We start from the raw sequence: 25,208 nt of genomic DNA, 5'->3' as shown, positions 1-25,208 counted from the left end.
ATGCAACGCATATTCTTTGCACCTGTAGCTGATGTCAGTAAAAACGGAAAGTTCTTTGAAACTGCTATTAGCGGTATTACCACTGCTAATGGTATAAAACAACTGTGGGGTGTAATCAGTCCAGACATTACTTGGAACAGAATATCAAAAGGCGATTTTTTATTTATATATAATAAGGGCTACCTTGTTTATTACGCTACTATTAAAGCAAAATTTGAAGACACGAATTTGTCTAAATCACTTTGGTCTCCTAAATATAAAATTGACGGCACAATTCTTTACTATGATAAAATATTAGAGTTTGATAAAATTTATTCCTGTAACATCTCATTTGATGTGTTTAAAGATTTGGCAGGATATAAAGAAAAAGCAAGTGTCAGGAAATTTATGGAATTGTCGGAAATAGGTTATTCAAACCTTACAAAGAAATATGACACAATTGAAAAAATTATAAAAATAACTGCCCCCAACAATGGGTATAAAACATAGGGCGGACAGTGGTTTCCGCAAGTTTTCGGCACTAAGCAAGCTCGGTTTCGGGCGGACAGTTAAGTGCTTCGAAATGCCCTACGTTTCATACCCGAGACCGTTATGCCTCACCCTAAAAGACGACATCGAAACATAAAAACGACATAGAAAAATGGAAAACTTTGACCGCAAAAAACATTGGGAAAATATCTATCAGACAAAAGAACTGAAAGAAGTTAGTTGGTTTCAACCGACACCAGAAACCTCTTTGGACTTCTTTAAACAATTCAACGTGCCGACAACTGCAAAAGTGATTGACATTGGCGGTGGCGACAGTTTTTTGGTTGACCATTTACTCGACTTGGGTTATCAAGACATTTCAGTTCTCGACATTTCAGCGGCTGCCATTGACAGAGCTAAACAACGACTTGGGGACAAAGCAAAAAATGTAAAATGGATAGTTGCAGACGCAGCGACTTTTAAACCAACAGAGAAATATGACTTTTGGCACGACCGAGCGGCATTTCATTTTTTGACAGACGAACAAGAAATTTCTAACTACTTGGAAACTGCTGAACAAAATATAAACTCGACAGGTGTTTTGGTAATCGGGACATTTTCGGAACAAGGACCAAAAAAATGTAGTGGAATAGAAATCAAACAATATTCAGAAACGACAATGACTGACCGACTGAAAAAGTTTTTTGAGAAAATCAAATGTATTACGGTTGACCACAAGACACCGTTCGACACTATTCAGAACTTTGTTTTTTGCAGTTTCAGAAAATTACAAACGGCTTGACACGACACGAGAAAATAGAAGGGCGAAGGCATAACAGCACCTACACGCAAGCAGGGGTTTCGTGCTTCGTAGGACAGGAAAGTGCTGAATTTAAAGTTTGGTTCTTCATAGGAAGTTCAGTGGTTAAAATCCCTGCCTGCGTGTAGCTGCAAACCGTTATAGCCAATGGTAGGACGACCGTGTAACCTTGACAATGACCGTGCAATTTTTAACAGGACAGACCAAATTACCATTGTTGGTAGACAGAAAAACGGGCGACACACAGACCGACCCAAGAAAGATTTAATTTTTACTCCACCGCACTTTAAAAAGAGAAAAAAGGAAAAAAAGCCGACCCTCAATTTTTTGTCACGGTTTTTGCCCCACGCTTCGTTTAGCACATTTGCAGGTTAGTTTTTAAAATGCGTAGAAAAATTACGCATTTTAAAAACTTGCTTCGCACCACCTGCAAAAGAGCTAAACCCAACCCACAAGGCAAAAACACGTGCCCAAAAATTTGCCTCGCTCAATTCACCCCGTAAGCAACAATCTGCTGTTTTTGGACATTGTTTGTTTTTAACCTAAAATCCTTACATTTGTCCTGTGAAAATTTTTACCCTCATATTCAGTTTTTACCTTTTTGCTCTGGCAGTTATGCCATGCAGCGACAAGGACGACTGTAAATATCAGGGTGCCGACCAATCTACTTTTGCCTCTACCGACCATTCAGACCACGACACTGATACCGAGAATTGTTCTCCCTTTTGTATGTGTGCCTGCTGCGGACAGTCTATAACCAATATTTTTTACCCAACCACTTTACGCAACCTGACACCTATTGCGACAAAGTACTTCCCTGTTTACAATGCCTCTTTTGTTTCGGAGGTGTATTTGTCTATCTGGCAACCGCCAAAAATCAGTTAATGAATTTATGATGTTCCGCTGAAAGCGGAACAAAACAACCTTACTTACGGTGCTAACGCACCGCAAGTAATCCTGTATTCATTCATTAAACTGATTAAAAAAATGTTAGACAAAATAATTGCGTTCAGCATAAATAACAAATTCATCATTGCATTGATGACACTTGCACTCATTGTTTGGGGAGTGTGGAGTGCAACCAAACTGTCTATTGATGCAGTTCCAGACATCACCAACAATCAGGTGCAAATTATTACCGTTTGCCCAACCCTTGCAGGACAAGAGGTGGAACAGTTGGTAACTTACCCTATTGAACAAAGTATAGCCAATCTTCCTGACTTGGAGGAATTGCGGAGCATTTCCCGTTTCGGACTTTCAGTAATTACCGTTGTGTTTGACGACAAAGTAGACATCTACTTTGCAAGACAACTGATAAACGAACGGCTGAAAGAAGCCGAAAGTAAAATCCCCATCGGTGTAGGAACTCCCGAATTAGCACCAGTCAGCACAGGATTGGGCGAAGTATATCAATATATCATTCACCCGAAAAAAGGCAGTGAAAGCAAATACACCGCTATGGACTTGCGGACAATGCAAGACTGGATTGTTGCCCGACAACTTTACGGCACACCCGGAATTGCGGAAGTAAATAGCTTTGGCGGACAACTGAAACAGTATGAAGTAGCAGTAAACCCCGACCGTCTTATTGCAATGGGCATAACCATTCCTGAAATTTTTACGGCTTTAGAAAAGAACAACGAAAACACAGGCGGTGCTTACATTGACAAAAAACCAAACGCCTATTTCATTCGTGGAGTTGGTTTGATTGGTTCGTTTGACGACATCAAAAACATTGTAGTGAAAACAAATCCAAACGGTATTCCCATTTTGATTAAGGATGTTGCTGAAGTTCGCTTGGGCAGTGCGGTTCGTTACGGTGCTATGACTTACAACGGTGAGGTAGATGCAGTTGGCGGAGTGGTAATGATGCTGAAAGGTGCGAACAGTGCCGATGTGGTTAGCCGCATTAAAGACAAAATGCAAACCATTCAAAAATCATTGCCCAAAGATGTAGTTATAGAACCATACTTAGACAGGACAGATTTAGTAAACCGAGCCATCAGCACGGTAGAGAAAAACCTGATTGAAGGAGCTTTAATAGTAATCTTCGTATTGGTTTTATTCCTTGGAAACCTTCGTGCAGGACTTATTGTAGCTTCTGCCATTCCTTTATCAATGCTATTTGCATTGGGCTTAATGAATGTATTTGGCGTAAGTGCAAACCTGATGAGTTTAGGAGCAATTGACTTTGGGTTAATTGTGGACGGTGCAGTAATTATCGTAGAAGCCACTTTGCATCATTTGGGTTTGCGAAAAACAATTGGCAGACTTTCACAAAAAGAAATGGATAATGAAGTTTTTCAATCTGCTTCTAAAATCCGAAGCAGTGCAGCGTTTGGAGAAATCATTATCCTGATAGTTTACATTCCAATTCTTACGCTTATAGGTATTGAAGGTAAAATGTTTCGCCCAATGGCTCAAACCGTTGGTTTCGCCATTTTTGGGGCATTGATTTTATCGCTTACTTATATTCCAATGATGTGTGCTGTGTTCCTTCCAAAAAACATTTCACACAAGCAAACTATTAGCGATAGAATGATGAACTTATTCCAACGCATTTATGCACCATTATTGGATAAAGCCATCCGTTTCAAAAAAGTAATTGTAAGTGCAACCGTTGCCGTCTTTGTATTTTCTGTTTTTCTGTTTTCAAAGATGGGCGGTGAATTTATCCCAACCTTACAGGAAGGCGATTTTGCTTTTCACTGCATTTTGCCGCAAGGCACATCACTTTCACAAAGTTTGGAAACTTCTATGCAGGCATCACGCCTAATCAAAGAATTTGATGAAGTAAAAATGGTTGTAGGAAAAACAGGAGCAGCAGAAGTGCCCACCGACCCCATGCCACCCGAAGCAACGGACATGATGATAATTTTAAAACCTCAAAGTGACTGGAAACGGGATATTTCCTATGACGAGCTTGCCGAGGAATTTGAAGAAAAACTAAACACAATTCCGGGCGTTTTCTTTGAAAAAAATCAACCCATCCAAATGCGGTTCAACGAACTTATGACAGGTATTCGCCAAGATGTTGCAGTCAAAATTTTTGGTGAAAATATGGACACACTCCTATCTTATGCCAATAAAATTGCCCCTATTGTGCAATCGGTGCAGGGAGCTACTCAACCAAATGTAGAACGAGTGTCAGGTCTTCCGCAAATAGTAATCAAATACAATCGAAGTCAAATTGCCAATTATGGTTTGAACATTGAGGACATCAACCACATTGTAAGCACCGCCTTTGCAGGTGGTGGGGCAGGTGTTGTTTTTGAAAACGAACGCAAATTTGACTTAGTAGTTCGCCTTGACAGCACCCATCGTAATAATATTGACGATGTAAGCCATTTGTATATTCCTACTGCCAACGGAACACAAATTCCCCTTTCACAAGTTGCGGAAATAAAAATGGAATTAGGTCCTGCACAAATCAGCCGTGAAGATGGTAAACGCAGAATTGTAGTTGGCTTTAATGTCAAAGGCAGAGATGTGGAAAGTGTAGTAGAAGATATTCAGAAGCAACTGAATGAAAAAATAAAATTACCCGAAGGTTATTATTACACCTACGGAGGCACTTTTGAAAATCTGCAAGCAGCAAGCAAAAGACTAATGATTGCCTTGCCTGTGGCATTGGCACTCATTTTTATGTTACTCTATTTCACCTTTGGTTCAGTAAAACAAGCAACGCTAATTTATACCGCAATTCCAATGAGTGCAATAGGCGGTGTGTTCGCTTTGCTCATTCGTGATATGCCTTTCAGCATTTCCGCAGGTATAGGTTTTATTGCCTTGTTTGGTGTAGCAGTTTTAAATGGCATTGTGCTTATTGGAACATTTAACCAATTGGAAAAAGATGGAATGACTGACATTTTAGAACGGATAAAAGAAGGAACAAAAATCCGTTTGCGACCAGTGTTAATGACTGCCACCGTTGCATCATTGGGCTTTTTACCAATGGCACTTTCACACGGTGCAGGAGCAGAAGTGCAAAAACCTTTGGCAACCGTTGTAATTGGTGGTTTGCTCACAGCTACTTTCTTAACGCTATTTGTTTTGCCTTTGCTATATCTGATATTTTCTAAAATTAAAAAAGAAAAAAGAAAAATTTCAGCCGCGACCATTTTAGTTTTTGCATTGCTTTCATTCAATGCTGCAAACGCCCAAATACCATCAACTAAAACCATTTCGGTTGAAGATGCAATAAGCACGGCATTGAAAAATAATTTGGAAATTCAATCGCAACAATTCAATGTGCAATCTTCTACCACATTGAAAAAGTCGTTTTTTGAATTGCCCAAAACAAATGTCAATTTTCAGTTTGGGCAATACAATAGCATCAATCAGGACAAAGCATTTCAGGTTTCGCAAAGTATTCCGTTCCCAACTTATTTCACTGCAAAATCAGGTTTGTATAAAGCCGAATTGCAAAGTAGCGAATTGCAACAGCAAGCCACCGCCAGCGAAATAAAAGCACAGGTGCAATACTGGTTTTATCAGTTGCAGTATTTGCAAACCACTAAAAAACAACTGCAATCTTTAGATAGTTTGTATAACGATTTTGTGAGTGCAGCAGCTTTGCGATACAAAACAGGTGAAACCAATTTGTTGGAAAAAACCACAGCCGAAACCAAGCGGGGACAACTTTCGCTTTTGCTCAAACAAAATGAAACAGACTTTGCAACGGCTTACAATTCGCTAAAAACGCTAATGAACACAAGCGAAGAATTTACGATTGACAATAACGAAAACTTTCAACCGCTTGTATTAAGTAGTTCGTTCGACACCACACTTATTGCAAATAATCCATCACTGAAAGTGTTGTATCAGCAAGCCGTAATTGCAGAACAAACCAAAAAGGTAGAAACCGCATCTACCTTGCCTGATTTCAGTGTTGGTTACTTCAATCAATCCTTAATTGGGACACAAACGGTTAACGGTTCAGATGTTTTTTTTGACGGCAACCAAAGATTTCAGGGTTTCAATGTAGGTATTAGTATTCCGCTTACTTTTTTCAGCAACGCTTCAAAAATCAAATCGCTTGATTTCAAACAACAGGCAATGCAAAAAGAAGCCGATAACGGAAAACTGATTTTACAAAACCAACTGCAAAATGCTTTTCAGCAATACAATCAGCACTTGGAACAATACAATTACTACAAATCAACCGCTTTGCCCAATGCCGATATAATTATTAGCACCGCAAAAGTTGGTTTCAATAGTGGCGACATTGGCTACATTGAATACTTGCAAGCCCTGCAAACTGCTACCGATGTGCAGTTAAATTATCTGCAATCCATCAATCAAATTAATCAATCCATCATCAACATCAATTTTTTAATCAACAAATAAATTTCACAGAAATGAAAAATGTAATCTTCATAGCAGCCCTTGCAATATCCATAGTATTTGCATCCTGCAATAGCAATAAAACCGAAACACACGGAGAAGAAACCGAGCATCACGATGAACACGAAAACTCCAACACGGCAATGCTTACATCCGAGCAAATGAAATCTATAAAAATAGAGTTGGGAGGCATTGAGAAAAAACAGCTTACCGCTTCACTCAAAGCAAACGGCTTATTGCGTGTGCCAAACAACAATAAGGCAAATACGACAGCCCTGTTTGGTGGAGTTATCAAATCTATTTTGGTGCAAACAGGAAATACAGTTACCAAAGGACAAGTAATTGCCACCATTACCAACAATTCTTTCATTACCATGCAGGAAGAATTTTTAAGTGTTTCCTCTAAAGCAGAATTGGCACAATTGGAATTTGCCCGACAAAAAGAATTGCAACAAGGCAATGCCACCGCATTAAAAAATTTGCAGGTAGCCGAAGCAGAATTAAAATCTTTAAAAGCAAAAAAGGCAAGTCTGCAAAAACAGTTGGAGTTAATCGGCATCAATTCCGAAACTCTTACAAGTGAGAATATTCAATCGGTAATCAATATTACAAGCCCCATAAGCGGAGCAATCAGTAATGTATTGGTTAATATCGGAACCTATGTAGATGCCAACAACCCCATTGCCGAAATAGTCGACAACAGCCAACTGCATTTGGATTTGTATGTGTATGAAAAAGATTTGCAGAAACTAAAAGTTGGGCAAACCATTCATTTCACACTCACCAACAATCCGGGCAAAGAATACGATGCCGATGTTTACGCCATCAGCAACACGTTTGAACAAAACACCAAAGCCATTGCGGTTCATGCAACAGTTAAAGGCAACAAACAAGGATTAATTGACGGCATGAGCATAACCGCCTTAGTAAGTTTAGAAAACGCTACCGTTGATGCAGTGCCTACAAATGCCATTGTTAACCATGAAGGACAAGACTATATCTTTATTGTTACCGATGCCCACAAAGAAGAAGAACATCATTCGGAAAAAGAAACTGCCGAACACCAACACGATGAACACGGACACGAACACGGTGAGAAAGAAGAACCTGAACACACCGAAGAAGGAACAACCTTTGAAAAAATCCCCATCCGAAAAGGAACGACTGATATAGGTTACAGCGAAATTACTTTGCTCAAAGAAATTCCTGCCAACAGCAAAGTTGTAGTGAATGGTGCATTTTTTATTTTGGCTAAAATGAATAATAAAGGTGAGGCACACGAACATTAAAAATTCAAAAACAATGAAACTACCATTTAACGATAAAAAATTCCTCTTTCTTCTTTTCGCGATTGCCATTGTAATTGCCTTAGAAGTTTTATCCATCATCGGCATTCATATACCAATGCCTTATGCACCTTTTGTTTTTGCTGCATTCATTTTTGGCATTGGCTACAAAGTAGTTTGGAGCGGTGTAAAAGCACTTTTTAAACTCCAATTCAGCAATATCAATTTGCTGATGCTGATAGCGGTAATCGGTGCATTTTATCTAAAGGAGTTTCCCGAAGCAGCCGTTTTGGTTGTGTTATATGTATTGGGCGAACGATTGGAAGATATTGGGATAGAAAATTCAAAATCAGCATTAGATGAATTAGTGAGTAAAGCACCCAAGACAGCTTTTGTAAAATCACAGAACCAAAATGTTCCCATTGATAAAATTGCGGTTGGCACAATCATTCAGGTAAAACCTGGTGAAATGATACCGTTGGACGGAAAAATTATTTCAGGCGAAACTACCGTTGACGAAGCCGCCATCACAGGCGAACCCATCCCTAAAGACAAACACACAGGCGATAACTTGTTTGCAGGAACTTTAAACAAAAATGGTTTCATAGAAATAGAAACAACAAAACTTTCTATTGATACCACTTTTTCAAAAATTGTTCGCCTCACTTTTGAAGCGGCATCTAACAAAAGCGAAACGCAAAAATTCATTCAGCAATTTGCAAAGTATTATACCCCTGTAATGCTTGCACTTTCTGTTTTGTTGTTTATCATTCCTGTTTTCGTTTTGCACTTAGACTTTAATCATTGGCTGCAACAGGCAATAACACTTTTAGTAATCGCTTGCCCTTGTGCATTGGTTATATCTACGCCAGTTGCAATCTATGCAGCAATCGGAAACGCATCTGCAAAAGGTGCATTGGTAAAAGGTGGAAAATATTTGGAAACATTGGCAAACATTAAAGCAATTGCATTGGACAAAACGCGGACAATCACTTTTGGTAATCCAATTGTTAGTGATGTAATTCCATTAAACGGAACAAGCCGTGAAGAACTTTTGGCTTGCACCGCAGGAGCAGAAATATTTTCAGAACACCCATTGGCACAAGCCATAGTTGATGCAAGTCGTAAAGAAGGCTTTGAACCACATAAAGCCGAAGCATTCAAAAGCATTATGGGAAAAGGTGCAACCGCAAAATGTTTGGTATGTGAAGACGAAACAATTTATGTAGGCAAATTAGATTTCATCAAAGAACATCAACACACCAACAGCGAAGCGGAAAAAATTGTTGCGGAACTTTTAGCACAAGGCAAAACAAGTGTAGTAGTAAGTTTTGGAAACGGAGTTGCAGGAATAATAGGATTGATGGATGAAATAAAACCCGACAGTGCAGCAGCTTTAAAGGATATAGAAACACTCAATATTGAACCCGTAATGCTTACAGGCGACAGTGAAAAAGCAGCAAACTATGTAGCAAAGCAAGTAGGCATCAAAAAAATATTTGGAAATATGTTACCCGAAAATAAAGCTGAAAAAATCAAAGAACTTTTGCAACAATACGGAAAAGTGGCAATGGTTGGTGACGGCATAAACGATGCCCCAGCGTTAGCACAATCCACCGTAGGTATCGCAATGGGAGCGGCAGGTAGCGACACCGCCATAGAAACAGCAAACATTGCCTTAATGAACGATAAACTTTCACTCATTCCTTTTTTAATTCGGTTAAGCCAAAAAACATTACGCAGAATCAAATTCAACACCATCGGAGCAATAGTAGTAAAATTAATATTCATAACGCTTGCGTTCATCGGTTACAGCAATTTAGTTTTTGCAATTGCTGCTGATGTTGGTGTAACACTCATTGTAATTTTGACAAGTTTGAGATTAATGAATTTTAAAGAATAGAACAAATAAAGCCCACGCTTCTTTTTGTCATACTTTTTGTACCTACCCTCTTTTAGCACATTGCCGTCCTCGTTCCTGCGGGCGGCAAAGAGCTAAAGCCAACACTCAAACAAAAAGATATGCCAAAATCAACTGCACGGTAAGACAGTAAAAATTCCCTCGCTTCGCAAAAATTAAATCTTTCCCGACAGCTCATTCCCGACTGACAATAAATCGTTTTTCGGGACAGGTAAAATGACAACAAAAAACTCTGAAAGCACGGTAGACACTGACACGAAAGACAGAACCACTGGCTATAACAGCACCTACCCAAAAGTGGCGGTGTAGTGCTTCGTAGGACAGTTTTGAGTATATTTGAACGGTAGTTCTCCGAATGAAAGTTGGTGCGTAAAATCGCCACCTTCGGGTAGCTGCAAACCGTTAGTGGCAAGGCTATGACGACACAACCCGACAGACAAAATCGGGTTCTTTTTGACCTTTTGTATTTTAGCAGTTGCTTAAATAAACAAATTGACTATCTTTGCACTATGGACAACATTTCTTGTATAAGACAACAGGCGGACGTTAAACAAATTAACCGATGTAAAGACCGTGTTTCAGAACTGAACGGTTCGTTTGACTATTTATCGAGCGGACTTGAATTGGCGGGCAACAATGTTAGACTAAAAATCCTGTTCCTGCTTTACGAAGAGAAACAACTCTGCGTTTGCGACTTGAGTGATATTCTTGGTATGACCATTTCGGCAATTTCACAACATCTGCGAAAACTCAAAGACCGAAAACTTATTGAAACGGAAAGACAAGCACAAACCATTTTCTATTCATTGACAAAAGAGTATGAAAAAATGCTCAAACCGTTTTTCAAAATACTTCACGAAAACAAAATTTTGGAAACAATATGAAAACAGACAAAAAATTAATCGGTGCAGGACTTTTGACAGCAATTGCTGCTTCACTTTGTTGCATCACACCAGTATTGGCTCTTGTTGCAGGAACAAGTGGACTTGCTTCTACTTTTTCGTGGCTCGAACCGGCAAGACCGTATTTTATCGGTTTGACAATTTTAGTTCTTGGTTTTGCGTGGTATCAAAAGTTGAAACCCAAAAAACAAATTGACTGCAATTGCGAGACAGAAGAAAAACCAAAATTCATTCAATCCAAAATGTTTTTAGGTATCGTAACAGCATTTGCAATAGTAATGCTTGCCTTTCCTTTTTATGCTCACATTTTTTATCCCAAGACAGAAAAACAAATCATTGTGGTTGACAAATCAAATGTTCAGACAGTTGAGTTTTCCATTAGCGGAATGACTTGTGCAAGTTGTGAAGAACACGTAAACCACGAAGTGAATAAACTTTCGGGGATAATTAAATCTACTGCTTCATACGAAAACGGAAACGCAATTGTAGAATTTGACAACTCAAAAACGAACATTGCCGAAATTGAAAAAGCAATCAACGGAACAGGATATTCAGTAACAGACAAAAAGGAAAAATAAAATGGAAATCATATTACAGTCAACAATCACTTGCCCCAACTGCGGACACAAAAAGGAAGAAACAATGCCGACAGATGCTTGCCAATATTTTTACGAATGTGAAAAGTGTAAGACAGTTTTAAAACCACAGCAAGGCGACTGTTGTGTTTATTGCAGTTACGGAAGTGTAAAATGTCCGCCAATTCAACAAGACAAGAAATGTTGCTGACAAACCGAAAACAAAGAAGCCCAGCCACTAACAGCACCTACAAGAAATTGGCGGTTCAGTGCTCCGCAGACACATTTGTGGTTAATCAAAATTGGTTCTCCGCATCAACATTTGTGGTGAAAATCGCCAACTTCTTGTAGCTGCAAAACGTTAGGTTGCATTAAAAAAACGAAAGATAATGGAATACAAAGTCATTGACCATTTTGAAAACAAAGAGACGATTGTTTCTGCTATTTACAAAAGATTGATTTTAGAATGTGAAAAGTTTGGGACTGTTGTGCAATCACCAAAAAAGACAAGTATCCATTTAGACGCTAAATCCGGGTTTGCAGGAGTCTATACAAGAAAAGATTGCCTTTTACTTCACATTCATACCAATTTTGAAATTGACAACCCACGAATCGAAAAAACTGAAAAAATATCAGCCAATAGATTTAAAAATACCGTGCGGATTAAAAATCCTGATGAAATCGACAAACAGATAATTGATTGGCTTGAATCTGCTTATAAATTAAAAAGTTAAAATGGACAATATCATAAAAGGTTTAATAGCAGGATTGGTATTAGGAATTGCTTCAATAATTCCAATGTTTTTTATGGAATTTGAAGACAAGAAAAAGGCAATTATTGCTTCTTTCATTAATCGCTTTTCCATTGGTTTTATAATATTCAATATTGACTTGCCTATGGCAGGCTGGTTAAAAGGTTTGCTAGTTGGTTCAATTTTAAGTTTGCCGGACGCATTAATTACAAAAGCATTTAAACCTATAATGGGGTTAGGCATAGTAGGTGGAATTAGTTGTGGATTACTTGCCTGATTAAAGAAAAAATGCAACCTAACAATGTATATAAAAAATAGGCGAAAGAGTGCTGAAATCAAGGCTTTTGACTTGTGCCAAACTTGGTGCTTAACCGAAAATTTAGTGCTTCGAAACCGCCTACTTTTTATATACTAACCGTTATCGCTCAGTGTAAAAAGCCAACCGCACAAATGGCACATTTGGTTTTTCCCGACACAAAAGCCAACGCTCAAAAAACCAAAAGAGCCATTTTTTGCCAACGCACAGACAGGACAACTAGACAATTATTCAAACATTTTTTATCTTGAAAAACGAGATATTGAAAAATAAAAACTAAATTTGTGACTTGACATCTTTAGACAACAATGAACAGAATTAAAGAAGTACTTGAAGAAAAAGGAATTAAGCAAACTTGGTTAGCCGAACAGCTAGGCAAAAGCTACAATATGGTAAATGGTTATGTACAAAATCGACAACAACCAAGACTTGAAGTGCTGTATGAAATAGCGAATATTCTAAATATTGATGTAAAAGAGCTTTTAAAAACTAACGAAGAGGTTTACAAGTGCAAGTAGTTATCGACATATTAGAAAATGAGTTAATCGAGAAGTATCCTGACATTCTCGACATACTACTTCGTGACCAAACAACTCAAAAGAACATATTTTGGGCAACAGACAACTACGAACATTTAGGAGATTCCTACAAGTTCGATTCGGAGATTTTACCTGATTTAATAACAGGTGAAAAAGGAAATGTAATAATGCCTAGAGTTCACAAAGACAAAGTTTTGCAGTTATCACGCTCTAAAGAAATGGCAGAGGTTTTCACGCCATCTTGGATTTGTAATGCACAAAACAACCTTGTTGACAATTCTTGGTTTGGAAGAGAAGGCGTTTTCAATAAAGAAATTGTATTGAAAAACAAAACTAAATCTTGGGAAACCACTAAAGACAAAATATCATTCCCAGCAGATAAAACGTGGCTTGACTATGTTCAAGATACACGGTTAGAAATTTCTTGTGGCGAAGCTCCTTATTTGGTTAGCAGATATGACACGACAACTGGTAAATCCATCAAGATTACAGACAGAATTGGCTTATTAGATAGGAAATTAAGAGTTGTGAATGAAAATTTGGATTCAAAATCTGAATGGTTAGAAGCTGTTGAGATAGCATACAAAAGTACTTATGGTTTTGAATGGCAAGGGGACAGTTTGCTTTTAGCCCGAGAAGCATTACTTGTAACATTCATTGAAAACTTTAATCAAAAATTTGATACAGAACCGTCAATTGAAGAAATCCAAAATATAGCAGAAATCATTTCTTGGAATATTTGGCAAATGGATGGACTGAAAGGTGTTATTCCCAATAGTTGCAAAACTTACTCAATAGAAATAGCCGATATTTTTGAAACAAAAACTGATATTGTAAAATGTAAAGGTTGTGAATCACAAAACATAAAATTACACAATGGTATCTATTGCAACATTATGGATTGGCAGGTAAACGATAAAGAAACAAGTAAAGAAGGTAAAGTAATTAGGTTTATTGACCTGTTAAAGAAATAAGTATGGCAGAAGCAAACAATATAAATGTAGATGTGCTCAATGATATTATCATTGGAAGAGTTGAACCTCAAATCTATGCTTTTACCACAGAGACAATTCCAAATTATTTGAAAGTTGGTGATACTTATCGACCAATTGAAATGAGATTGAATGAGTGGCGTAAACACTTCCCTAACCTTGAAAAAAAGTTTGAAGATGTTGCAAAAGTTGATGATGAAACTTTTTTCAGAGATTATGCAGTTCACTTTTTCCTTGAAAACGAATTAAAAAGAAGTCGATTAAAGCCTAACGCTTTAAAAGGAATCCCATACTACTCAAATGAGTTTTTTGAAAACGCAACAGAAGAAGACCTGCAAGAAGCAATAGAAGACATAAAAAGCGGACATCAAAACAACGAATCAAAATATCAATATTATCGCTTTGACGAAAGTCATATTCCAATTACACATACGTACACAAGAATAGAAGAATATCCACTAAGACCCAATCAACAAAAAACGGTAGATAATTTTCGAGAAGCTTTAAATAAAGGCAGAACCAATTTGTTGATGTATGCGGTAATGCGTTTTGGTAAATCATTTACCTCAATGTGTTGTGCAGTTGAAATGAATGCAAAATTGGTGGTTGTAGTTTCTGCAAAAGCTGATGTAAAAGAAGAATGGAAAAAAACGGTTGAAAGCCATATTAAATTTGATGGATATTGTTTTTTAGATAGTACTTCTCTCCTGACAAGCGAAACGATTATTGCCGAGAAACAAGAGGCAAATGAGAAAATTGTTTTGTTTCTAACATTACAAGACTTGCAAGGTGATGAAATAAAAACCAAACACAAAGAAGTATTTGAAAATCAAATTGACTTATTATTAATCGATGAAACACATTTTGGAGCGAGAGCAACCGAGTACGGAAAAGTCCTAAAAGAGGAAAATTTAAGTACCAAAGAAATAAAAAGTGAGCTAAAACTAAATGACAATACTTTAGACGATTTAGAATTTGCCAATAAAGTTTTTAATGCGAAAATTCGCATACATCTTTCTGGTACACCTTATCGTATTTTGATGAATAGTGAGTTCACAAATGATGATATTATTGCATTCTATCAATTCACAAATATTGCAGAAGACCAAGCACAATGGGATTTAGAAAATATTAATAAAGACGAAGTTAAAGAATGGGACAACCCTTATTATGGTTTTCCTCAAATGATTCGTTTTGCTTTTAATCCAAATGAATCTTCCCGAAAAAAAATGGAAGAAATGAAAAAGAAAGGTGTAACCTATGCTTTTTCAGAACTTTTCAGACCACAATCAATAACCTTAGACAAGGAAAATAAACTCCACAAAAAATTTAAGTATGAACAAGAAATTATTGACTTACTTAAAGTAATTGATGGCTCAGAAGAGGATGAAAATTTACTAAGTTTCCTAGATTACGATAAATTAAAAGAGGGCAAAATGTGTCGTCATATCGTTTGTGTTTTGCCTTACAGAGCATCTTGTGACGCATTGGAGGAATTAATCAAGAATAACAAGTTCAAACATCTTAGTAATTACGTAATCATCAATATCTCTGGGGTTGAGAATGAAAAAAACTTCAAAGACACACAATCAGTACAAACCAAAATAAAAAAGTGTGAAAGTGAGAATGTAAAAACTATCACTTTGACAGTAAACAGAATGCTCACTGGTAGCACGGTACACGAATGGGATACTATGCTTTACTTAAAGGACACATCTTCTCCACAAGAATACGACCAAGCAATTTTTCGTTTACAAAATCAATACATCAAGGTTTTCAAAGAGCCAAGTGGTGATGTGGTTAAGTTCAATATGAAACCACAAACTTTGTTGGTTGACTTTAACCCTAATAGAATGTTCCAAATGCAGGAACATAAATCACAGATTTACAATGTAAATACTGAATCTAACGGAAACAGCAAATTAGAGGAACGAATCCGAAAAGAACTTGAAATATCTCCAATTGTAGTGTTAAACAATAACAAAATTGTTCAAATACAGCCAGCTGATATTTTGGATGCTGTTCGCAAATATTCGAGTAGTAGAAGTGTATTTGATGAAGCTACAACTATTTCAATTGATTATTCTTTATTGGATATTGAAGCAATCAAATCTGAAATTGAAAGACAAGGAAAAATTGGTTCTCGTCAAGGATTAGAAATTCCACCAGCAAAAGGCGAAGGAGACGAAATTGATATAGATGATACTTCCGATAATGATGAGGACGAAAATGAAGAAAATACAAAATCCAAGTCAAAAGATGATGAAGCAGTAAATGATTACAAAGGTCAATTTGCTATGTATTATGCAAGGATTTTATTCTTTGCATTTTTGACAGATTCAAGAGTTAAATCTTTACAAGAAATCATTAACCACATCAAGGATAACGCAGATAATTTGCGAATAGCTTCAAATTTGAGTCCATACTACTATACATTTTTAATCAGGAGGGGTTTTAGGGGTTTTGGAGATGGATTCAAGATAGGTAAGGAATCGTTGTAGTTGCTGGGATTTTTCGATCAGATAGGCGAGACCCGTCCGGAAGAGGGAGCAGGCTGGCCATCGGGTTCCGTCGGCGTATTTTTTGAGCGGTATTTTCTTTTTCTTCGCCATCCTTCTCGGAGTGCGAGCAGGTAGGCGGTGGCTACGAGGGCCATCATGAGCCGGGTTTTGCCCGCGTCTTTGAGGTTGAGGTCTTCGAGGTGATAGCCGTTGGTCTTGAGGTGCTTGAACATGCACTCGATCTTCCATCGGAGCTTGTAAGCGGCGGCGGCGTATCGGCTACTACGAAGGGTAGTGAGGAAAACCATGACGGGTTCGTCTGCGCCGACTTTAGGGTTGGGCATCATGACGAGGGTATAGGAAGTATGGTTGAGGGTGATCCGTTTGCTGACGACTTTCTTTTTTGCTGGCAGCGGCGGTACATGGCCCGATAGCTCCGCCCGCAGACGGCATTAGTATCTTGCTCGTAGTCGCCGCGCTTCATCCGGATCACAAAGTGTAGGCCCTTGTCGCTGAGGTACTTAAACCATTCTTTGCCGATGTATTCCCGGTCTGCGAGCAGGGTCATCCCACGCAGATCGAAGATACCGAGGGCCTCGTCCATCATCTCTTTTCGTTCTTCCTGATTAGAGGTACCGATCTTACCGAGCTGCTTCCAGTACAGGGGATGGCTACGCCGCCTACCTGGACAGCCAGTACGAGGTAGTGGATTTCGGTCTGGCCAAACTGCCAACTCGTGCCGTCAAGGATCAGCGTCTGATGCCCCCCTGACGCAGCAGCCCCAGATTGTGGCGCAGGATGTCGTGCAGAAATTCTTCCGACTTACCCCAGTCTTTAAAAATCGGATCAGCCGCTGGTAGTGGCTCTGCACATCGGTGTGTGTCTTGCCCAGTACGCTGCTGACGTGGTCCTTGAGTTTGTACAGGTTGACCGTTTGGCCCAAACTGATCAGCGATACGAGCAGGTAAAAATTCTTTGCTGCACCCAGACCATAGTCTTGGTAGATTTTACTAAATTTGAGTAGTTGCGAAAAAGGCATAGGTATCGTTGTCTTGGTAAACACAATACTCTTGCTTTTTTCGCCTTTTTTCAAAATTGTCTAGTAGGCTGATTTGAGTCTTGAAATCACCATACTTGATTTGTTTCAAAAGCACATCAACCCATTTATTTTAAGTGAACTAGATTATAAAATTCACAATATTAATTCATTAGCCAACGATACAGCAATTTCTCCAATAGAAAGAGCGAGTAATGCAATGAAGAAATTTAGTCGCTTGTCAGATTCAGAAATTGTAACCCCCGAATTTGTTACCGACAAAATCATAAACGGTTTGCCAGCCAAAGCCATTGACAAGAATACAATGCTTTTAGATATTGCTTCCAAACAAGGCGAGTTTGTATATGCCGTATATAAAAAGTTTGGCAAAGAAGTAGCCAACAAATTCTACTCAATACCAACATCAAAAATTGCGTATGAGTTTACTAGAAAAGTTTACAATTTGCTCGAATTAGATGTAAAACTAATTGAAACGAACTACACCTCTTACGAGTTAATCAGTGAAAACAAATTCATTGAAAAAGAAACCATTAAAATAAACAACAAGAAAATGAAATTCAATGTAATTGTAGGCAATCCGCCATATCAGCAAAGTGACGGTGGTGCTCAAGCAAGTGCCAAACCAATTTACAATCTTTTTGTAGAGTCAGCAAAAGAATTAAATCCTAGCTACATTTCTATGATTATGCCGACACGTTGGTATGCTGGTGGTAAAGGATTAGATGAATTCAGAGAAATTATGCTTAACGACAAGCACATTTCTGAATTACACGATTTTCTGAAACCAGATATTTTATTTCAAAACACCAATAATCGTGGAGGTATTTGTTATTTCATAAGAGACAAATCATATGATAATTCTAAAAATTTAACCAAGTTATATACCTACAAGAATAATTTAACACCTGTTTTGAATATACGAAGTTTGAAAACACCTGACTCTGATATTCTTATACGCCATAGTATTGCATTAGAAATCATATCAAAAGTAAAATCTCATAAAGATTTTAAAACTTTTGAAAATCACATTTCATCAAGAAAGCCATTTGACCTTGAAGGCAATGTTGTTAATGATGCGAAAAAATTCAGACTTGATAAAAAGGGATTAAAAAAACCGATAATGTGTTATGGCAAGAGTAAGAAAATTGGTTTTGTAGAAAGAGATGAAATTACTAAAAATGCAAATTGGATAGACAATTATAAAGTCTTTGCTCCATATGCTAATAACATTGGGACTGAATTAAATGATGACAATCTAAATGCTTTCGTTGGTGAACCTAAAACTATATGTACTGAAACTTACATTGTGATGGGGGCTACATTGAACTTAGATTTAATAACTTCAACGAATCTTGTGAAATACTTTTCTACCAAGTTTGCTAGGTTTATGCATAGTTTACCAAAAGTAAGTCAACACGGTACTTCAAAGACATACAAGTTTGTTCCTTTGCAAAACTTTACTGCAAAATCAGATATAGACTGGAGTAAATCGACAGTTGAAATTGACAAACAATTGTATGCAAAGTATAAACTGACACAAGAGGAAATTGATTTTATAGAAAGTATGATAAAATCAATGGCTTAGTAAATTAAGGGATAATGAATAATAATTTATAAAGCGTTTTAGATATGGCAGAAGAAATAATAGAAAACTGGACACACATTTTAATTAATGGGAAATCTAAAACAATTGAGGTTAAAGATGCTGAATTTGACAAGGGAAAACTTGTAAATATTTCAGAAATAAAGAATTATCCAAAATTAGATGCGGACAATAAAGAGATAAAACACACGGCTGAACTTGCCAATAATGAAAAACGCAAAGTTTACACTTCATTTTTTCAAAAACCATTTAAAAACCTGATAATTCTTACTGGTGCTGGTTCTTCTATGGATGTAAAAGGTCTTTCAATGGCTCAATTATGGGATGAAGCGGTAAAAGAATTTAAAACAGATAAAGTTGATGGTTTAAACAATATCATTGATGCAGTAAAATTCCCTAAAGAAAAAACCGACAAAAAGGATATTGAAGCCTTATTAAGTCAAGTTGAAGGCTTTATTAAATTTTCAGAGGATAAAGATATTGTCTTCAAAGATGGAAAGAAAAAACTATCGGAATTAAAGGATTTACTTTTTAAACTCATACAAGACAGATGCACAATTCCAACACCATCAAATGAAGCATTCCCACACAAAGTATTGCTTGAAAAAGTGTTGCAACGGAAGCAAACAAGTCCAAGAGTTAAAATATTTACATTAAATTATGACTTGCTTTTTGAAGATGCAGCAACTGTTGCAAACGCAATTGTAATTGATGGTTTTTCCTATACTTTTCCAAGGACATTTAGCGGTAGATATTTTGATTATGATATAGTACAAAGAGAAGGAAGCAAACTAAAAGAAGAAGATAATTTCGTACAACGTGTTTTTCATTTACACAAATTGCACGGCTCTATCAATTGGGAAAGAAATAAAGAAACTGGTGATGTTATAGTCAACAATAAGACAGAAGAGGCTTTAATGGTTTATCCACGAGAAGCCAAATATGAAGATTCTTATGAACAGCCATTCTTTGAAATGATGGCACGGTTTCAAAGAAATCTTAGATTGAATGATGACACTTTATTAGTCTGCATAGGTTACAGTTTTAATGACAAGCATATTAATGCAGCCATTGAAGAAGCATTAAATCAAAACCCTGGTTTTAGATTAGCGATTATTGACCCTGGCTTTGACAATCCTAACGCTTCAAAATCACTAAAAACTATAAAAGAGAATGCTTTGAAAACCGAAAGGATTTTGATGGTTTCAGAAACTTTTACAGATTTTGCCAATTATTTCCCAGAAATTAAAACATATGAAAACCCTCAACAAGTAACAATAAGTCTGAAAAATGAGTAACCAAAAGATAAATCCTTTCAAGCACGAATATTTTCTTGGTTATATCAATCAGGTGCTACCGCAATATGTGAAAGTTCATTTTCCATCTTCGGTTTTATTGAATGGGTTTACGCATTTTGGCAAAGAGTTTAACGGTGGCTTGGTGGGTAGTTTTGTCGTGATTGAAGGCGATAAGTATGGTTTTTTAGGAAGAATTACAGAATTATCATTACCAGAATCAGAACGACTTTCTTTGAATGAGAAAGCATTTCAAACCAGTGATTTTCATCCTACAGGAAAAATTGAAATCCTTTTGTCTTTTGATTTATACAACCCTTTTGATGTCAAAAAAGGACTAACAGCCTATCCAAACATTGGGGCAAAAGTATTTGTAAGTTCAGGAGAATTGGTGCAACAATATATGTCAAGGTTTGGTGTAAGAAGTGGCGAAATCGCAAACACAATTGCAATAGGAAGTTTAGTTTCAAGTCCTAATACCCAAGTCAAAATAAATTTGCAATCTATTTTTGGACGCCATTGTGCTATTGTTGGAACTACAGGAGGTGGGAAAAGTTATACTGTAAGCAAATTGGTAGAATCATTAATAGCAACTGGTAATAAAGCTATATTGATTGATGCGACTGGGGAGTATCGTGGCAGTTATGACAAAATAAAATCTATTGATATTGGTAATGGCGAAAACATATTTCATTACTCTCAACTTACAATAGATGATATGTTTTTCTTGTTGAAGCCATCACCAAGAACACAAACGCCTAAGCTGATGGAAGCTATAAGGTCTCTAAAAATGGTGAAAATTGCAGGAGAAGCAATACAAATTGAACATAACGGAGAAGCTATTCCGATTGAAGAAGGTTTATTGAAAAAAAACGGAAAGCCTAAGAAACCATATGATGTTTTTTACTACCGAAACATATCAGCTATTGAAAACGGAATGGCAGATTTTGATTTTATGAAATTATCCCATCAATTAAGTGCTGAATGTGTCTATGACAATGGAACTACTTGGGGAGGCGTGGCTCCAAATGATGTTTCATATTGTGTGAGTTTGATATCAAGAGTTACCAATCTTGCCAATACACCTGAATTGAACCAAATATTTGGTTTCCAACAAGAGAAAACAGAAAATGACTTAACTGATATTCTCAATCAATTTATTTCTATCGAAAACACCGATAACAAATTATTGCGCTTAAACTTAGAAAATGTAAAATATGATTTTCAAGTTAGAGAAACATTAGTAAATGCAATTGGCAAATTTCTTTTAGCAAAAGCAAGAAGTGGTTCATTCAAAGATTCACCCGTTGTGGTTTTTATTGATGAAGCCCATCAGTTTCTAAATAAGTCTATTAAAGATGAGTATTTTGACAGTAAACCTTTAGACGCTTTCGATTCCATAGCCAAAGAATGTAGAAAGCACGGTTTGTTCCTTTGTATAGCGACCCAAATGCCAAGAGACATTCCACAAGGCACACTAAGTCAAATGGGAACATTTATAGCACATCGACTAATTAATCATTTTGACAAAGAAGCAGTAAGTAATGCTTGTAGTACAGCGAATAAAAACACATTGGATTTTTTACCAATTCTTGGAGAGGGCGAAGCAATTTTGACAGGTGTAGATTTTCCAATGCCAATTATAATGAAGTTTGATGAACCTATTATAAAACCAGATTCAAGTACACCGAAATTAAACTAATAACGAATGACAGAAACTATGCCCACACTAAAAGCCATACACATTTGCAATTCGCACCAGCCATCACACCGCCAAAAATTGCAAAAGAGTATGTCTTTGCCAACGCTGACCGACAAACAGGACGAAAAAGAACACCGAAGCGATAACATCACCTATACGCAAGCAGGGGTTTCGTGCTTCGTAGGACAGGAAAGTGGTAAATTTAAAGTTCAGTTCTTCGTAGGAAATTCAGTGGTTAAAATCCCTGCCTGCGTATAGCTGAGAACCGTTAGTGGTAGCCGTATGAAGACAACAACGAACATATTAACATTAGTAATTTTGACAATAATTTTTGGTTGTGGACAGACTGCAAACCAAGAAGTAAATTCTATTACTCAAAATGACAGTATTCCAAAAACACCTTCTAAAAATGAACTAACGAAAGAAGAAAGGCAAAAACAATTTGAGGAAGAGAATAGAATTGACAGCATACGTCTTGACATAGCATTAAAAGACGCTTTCAAAGTTGCACAGACAGAGTTCAAAACTGATAATTTCAAAAAGGAATACGAAATTCAACCTGACGACAGTTCCTACATAATCAAAATTGAAATCGAAATCGGCAGACTTTTCAAAGACAATCAAAAGTATTTTCTATTACGCAGACACGTTCCTTGGGCAACTTACCTTGACTTATACAAAGTACAAGACAACGACGCTAAAAAACTTATTTACAGAGAACAAGATGGAATGACTTATATCCGAGATACGATATTTGATGTAAACGGAGACGGACATAAAGACTTTCTTGTTCATTGGTATCCTTCTTCAGGTTGTTGCAGACGTGACGTTTATAATGTTTATTTAAACCAACCCGACAAAGGAAATTTCACTAATGATTATGAATTTATCAATCCGACATTTTCAGCAAAGGAGAAAATAATTCGTGGAGTTGGATATGGACACCCCGGAGAAGTAGGACTTTATAAGTACAAATGGAACGGGCTTCAAGTAGACACAATTGAATTCATTTATCCAGACTCAAAAAATCAGGGACAATTTATCAAAACAAAAAAGAGAGCTTACAGCCCGACAGAAAAGGAAGGCGTAGTTTTAAAAACGGTTCCGAAAGAGTATCAAAAAATTGAAAGCTATGAATGGTTTGCAGAATTTTGACGAGTGGACGGCAAGAACGGCTACCACTAACAGCACCTACCCAAAAGTGGCGGTTCAGTGGTTAAATCAAGCTTTGTGCTTCTATCAAAGCTCCTGCTTGATTGACAGTGACGTGCTTCGAAATCGCCACCTTCGGGTAGCTGCAAAACGTTAGTGGCAACCTTTGGACACAACCTTCGCAATAGGAAATGAACAAACTAATAGACATACTAAACCAAGCGAATCTAGCTGACAAAGACATAGAGTTATTGCAGAAAATCATTGTTCCAATTAATGTGAAGACTAACAAAACATTAATAAATTATGGGGACAACTGCACATCTATTTATTTCATATTGAAAGGTGGATTTGCTATGCAACTACTCAAAGATGATGGAACAGAAAAAACAATCAATTTCTTCTTAGACAGTTTTCAGCCATTTATGACAGTGCCACAAAGCTACTTTCAAGAAACTAAAAGCACTTTTAAATTATTGGCAATTAAAAATTCCGACATTTTTGCATTTTCCAAAATAGATTTACTACAAGCAATAGAGAAAAGTGCTACAATTAAGAATTTTTATCAATCCCAAATCATTTTGGCTTTACTGAATGAATTGGATTTTAGGACGAAACTCTTAACCTACTCACCAAAGAGAATGTATGAATTGCTTATTTCCGACTATCAGGAAGTAATTAAAAATGTTTCTTCAAGGCATATCGCAAATTTTATAGGCATTTCCCCTGAATGGTTGAGTAATCTTAAGCGAACACTTTAAGTCTTAAAGTTCTTCAAGGGTCTATGCAATATTTTCATTTCATCTTTGCACAATTATTTCACTTAAAATTTTGCAAATATGAATTGGGTAGAATTAACCGTATTGCTTAGCGGTATTGCTTGGACAATTACCTATGTAGCACTCGTGTATCGTGGCATCAAAGACAAATCGTATGGAATGCCACTTGTTCCCTTAGCTCTAAACATTGCTTGGGAAGTTACGTTTTCACTAATTTATCCGCCTCACGCCAGCGGTGGCTTGGCAACAGCCATCAATACGGTTTGGATGATTTGTGATGTGGGAATCGTAATTACTTTCTTTTTATATGGTTACAAATACTTTCATAGTAGCTACAAAATTTCAAAATCCGAATGGATACTGCTTGCGGTTGTTGCATTTGCTTCTTCGTTTGGAATTATGATAGCAGGTGGTCCATTTTTCGGACAGTTTGAGCCATATTTCCACAAAGAAATTTTTGAAGGTGCTAAATTCATTGCATTTATTCAGAATCTCGTTATTTCTGTTTGTTTTGTGCTGATGTACTGGCAACGTCAAAGTTCGGAGGGACAATCATTTACAATTGCTTGGTCTAAATGGATTGGGACTTCTATGACGGTTGGGCTTTCTTATCTTTTTGCTGACCATAAAGGAGAAGATGCTACACTAATTTTCATAGTTATCTTGACAACATTTGTTTTTGATACTTATTATATGCGTTTAATTTATAATCAACTTAAAAAAGAAGGTATTAATCCTTGGACACGATTATGATAACGACTATTTGGATTTTAAAAGGACTAATTGCGGCATTATTTGCTTTTGTTGGAGCAAACAAAATGCTTATTCCCAAAACAAGTCTTCTTAAAAAAGGAATGAAAGGGCTTGTAAACCTTGATGAAAAACAAATCAAAATAGCGGGGATTTTAGAAGTTTTAGGTGCAATAGGTTTATTTTTACCTTCAGTACTGAATTACTATCCTATTTTGTCTGCAGTTTCGGCCTTATGCTTGGGTTTGACGATGATTGTAGCAGGATTGATAAACTACAAACTAAAACTTTCTATTATACCTAATATTGTAATATTTGCTATCTGCATTTTTATTGCATATTGGGAGGTTAAATAGGCAGCCACTAACATTGTGTATGCGATAATGGCTCGTAACCTCGCCACTACGCATACACTAACCGTTAGTGGGCATAGCTGCGACGGACAAAACATC

23 protein-coding genes are annotated in these 25,208 nt (G+C 37.0%); 21 read left to right on the top strand and 2 right to left on the bottom strand.

The genetic code is table 11. From position 1 onward, the window contains the following. From R3D00_07980 to R3D00_07915, 14 genes are all read left to right on the top strand, one after another. Positions 1-489: a hypothetical protein gene (locus R3D00_07980; protein ID MEZ4773106.1), complete on the top strand. Its 489-nt coding sequence runs from the start codon at positions 1-3 to the stop codon at positions 487-489. Between the two features lie 151 nt (positions 490-640). Beyond that, positions 641-1,270: a class I SAM-dependent methyltransferase gene (locus R3D00_07975; protein MEZ4773105.1), complete on the top strand. Its 630-nt coding sequence runs from the start codon at positions 641-643 to the stop codon at positions 1,268-1,270. Positions 1,271-1,852: 582 nt separating this feature from the next. Further along, complete coding sequence (locus tag R3D00_07970) at positions 1,853-2,173, top strand: DUF6660 family protein (GenBank protein MEZ4773104.1); 321 nt, start codon at positions 1,853-1,855, stop codon at positions 2,171-2,173. A gap of 102 nt (positions 2,174-2,275) precedes the next feature. Next, a complete protein-coding gene (locus tag R3D00_07965) occupies positions 2,276-6,637 on the top strand; it encodes a CusA/CzcA family heavy metal efflux RND transporter (protein MEZ4773103.1) in 4,362 nt (1,453 codons plus the stop codon). Between the two features lie 11 nt (positions 6,638-6,648). Continuing rightward, positions 6,649-7,923, top strand: coding sequence for an efflux RND transporter periplasmic adaptor subunit (locus R3D00_07960; protein ID MEZ4773102.1), 1,275 nt, complete (start codon positions 6,649-6,651; stop codon positions 7,921-7,923). 13 nt (positions 7,924-7,936) lie between these two features. Continuing rightward, positions 7,937-9,823, top strand: coding sequence for a cation-translocating P-type ATPase (locus R3D00_07955; protein ID MEZ4773101.1), 1,887 nt, complete (start codon positions 7,937-7,939; stop codon positions 9,821-9,823). Between the two features lie 527 nt (positions 9,824-10,350). Then, positions 10,351-10,725, top strand: coding sequence for a metalloregulator ArsR/SmtB family transcription factor (locus R3D00_07950; GenBank protein ID MEZ4773100.1), 375 nt, complete (start codon positions 10,351-10,353; stop codon positions 10,723-10,725). Continuing rightward, on the top strand, positions 10,722-11,321 hold the full coding sequence (merTP, locus tag R3D00_07945) for a mercuric transport protein MerTP (protein MEZ4773099.1): 600 nt from the start codon (positions 10,722-10,724) through the stop codon (positions 11,319-11,321). The genes R3D00_07950 and merTP overlap by 4 nt, the downstream gene beginning before the upstream one ends. A gap of 1 nt (position 11,322) precedes the next feature. Continuing rightward, the gene (locus R3D00_07940; GenBank protein ID MEZ4773098.1) at positions 11,323-11,529 is read left to right on the top strand and encodes a GDCCVxC domain-containing (seleno)protein; all 207 of its coding nucleotides are present in this window, start codon (positions 11,323-11,325) and stop codon (positions 11,527-11,529) included. A gap of 178 nt (positions 11,530-11,707) precedes the next feature. Then, positions 11,708-12,052, top strand: a complete 345-nt coding sequence (locus R3D00_07935; protein MEZ4773097.1) for a DUF5655 domain-containing protein — start codon at positions 11,708-11,710, stop codon at positions 12,050-12,052. A gap of 1 nt (position 12,053) precedes the next feature. After that, positions 12,054-12,347 carry a hypothetical protein gene (locus tag R3D00_07930; protein MEZ4773096.1) on the top strand — a complete coding sequence of 98 codons (294 nt, stop codon included), beginning with the start codon at positions 12,054-12,056 and terminating at the stop codon, positions 12,345-12,347. Between the two features lie 347 nt (positions 12,348-12,694). Beyond that, entirely contained in the window at positions 12,695-12,904 is a 210-nt protein-coding gene (locus R3D00_07925; GenBank protein MEZ4773095.1) for a helix-turn-helix transcriptional regulator, read from the top strand. Next, positions 12,895-13,899, top strand: a complete 1,005-nt coding sequence (locus R3D00_07920) for a restriction endonuclease subunit M (GenBank protein MEZ4773094.1) — start codon at positions 12,895-12,897, stop codon at positions 13,897-13,899. The genes R3D00_07925 and R3D00_07920 overlap by 10 nt, the downstream gene beginning before the upstream one ends. Positions 13,900-13,901: 2 nt before the next feature. Next, positions 13,902-16,418, top strand: coding sequence for a DEAD/DEAH box helicase family protein (locus R3D00_07915; protein ID MEZ4773093.1), 2,517 nt, complete (start codon positions 13,902-13,904; stop codon positions 16,416-16,418). 17 nt (positions 16,419-16,435) lie between these two features. Here R3D00_07915 and R3D00_07910 read toward each other — a convergent pair whose 3' ends face one another. Both R3D00_07910 and R3D00_07905 read right to left on the bottom strand, forming a co-directional pair. Beyond that, the gene (locus R3D00_07910) at positions 16,436-16,726 is read right to left on the bottom strand and encodes a transposase (GenBank protein ID MEZ4773092.1); all 291 of its coding nucleotides are present in this window, start codon (positions 16,724-16,726) and stop codon (positions 16,436-16,438) included. A gap of 434 nt (positions 16,727-17,160) precedes the next feature. Continuing rightward, positions 17,161-17,511 carry a hypothetical protein gene (locus R3D00_07905; GenBank protein MEZ4773091.1) on the bottom strand — a complete coding sequence of 117 codons (351 nt, stop codon included), beginning with the start codon at positions 17,509-17,511 and terminating at the stop codon, positions 17,161-17,163. Between the two features lie 19 nt (positions 17,512-17,530). On the opposite strand from R3D00_07905, the gene R3D00_07900 reads away from it, so the two are divergent. The 7 genes from R3D00_07900 (at position 17,531) to R3D00_07870 (ending at position 25,112) form a co-directional block, all read left to right on the top strand. After that, positions 17,531-19,060 (top strand): Eco57I restriction-modification methylase domain-containing protein, encoded by a 1,530-nt coding sequence (locus tag R3D00_07900; protein ID MEZ4773090.1) that lies wholly within the window; start codon positions 17,531-17,533, stop codon positions 19,058-19,060. A 44-nt stretch (positions 19,061-19,104) separates the two neighbouring features. Beyond that, positions 19,105-20,376: an SIR2 family protein gene (locus R3D00_07895; protein MEZ4773089.1), complete on the top strand. Its 1,272-nt coding sequence runs from the start codon at positions 19,105-19,107 to the stop codon at positions 20,374-20,376. Further along, positions 20,369-22,075: an ATP-binding protein gene (locus R3D00_07890; protein MEZ4773088.1), complete on the top strand. Its 1,707-nt coding sequence runs from the start codon at positions 20,369-20,371 to the stop codon at positions 22,073-22,075. Before R3D00_07895 ends, R3D00_07890 begins: the two co-directional genes overlap by 8 nt. 282 nt (positions 22,076-22,357) lie before the next feature. Then, positions 22,358-23,230, top strand: coding sequence for a hypothetical protein (locus R3D00_07885; GenBank protein ID MEZ4773087.1), 873 nt, complete (start codon positions 22,358-22,360; stop codon positions 23,228-23,230). 188 nt (positions 23,231-23,418) lie between these two features. After that, positions 23,419-23,988, top strand: coding sequence for a cyclic nucleotide-binding domain-containing protein (locus R3D00_07880; GenBank protein ID MEZ4773086.1), 570 nt, complete (start codon positions 23,419-23,421; stop codon positions 23,986-23,988). Between the two features lie 78 nt (positions 23,989-24,066). Continuing rightward, a complete protein-coding gene (locus tag R3D00_07875) occupies positions 24,067-24,759 on the top strand; it encodes a hypothetical protein (protein MEZ4773085.1) in 693 nt (230 codons plus the stop codon). Continuing rightward, positions 24,756-25,112: a DoxX family protein gene (locus R3D00_07870; GenBank protein MEZ4773084.1), complete on the top strand. Its 357-nt coding sequence runs from the start codon at positions 24,756-24,758 to the stop codon at positions 25,110-25,112. The genes R3D00_07875 and R3D00_07870 overlap by 4 nt, the downstream gene beginning before the upstream one ends. Positions 25,113-25,208: the final 96 nt, after the last annotated feature.

Source organism: Bacteroidia bacterium, assembly GCA_041391665.1.
Taxonomy (GTDB): Bacteria; Bacteroidota; Bacteroidia; order J057; family J057; genus JAGQVA01.
This window is presented reverse-complemented; position numbering and strand designations above follow the sequence as displayed.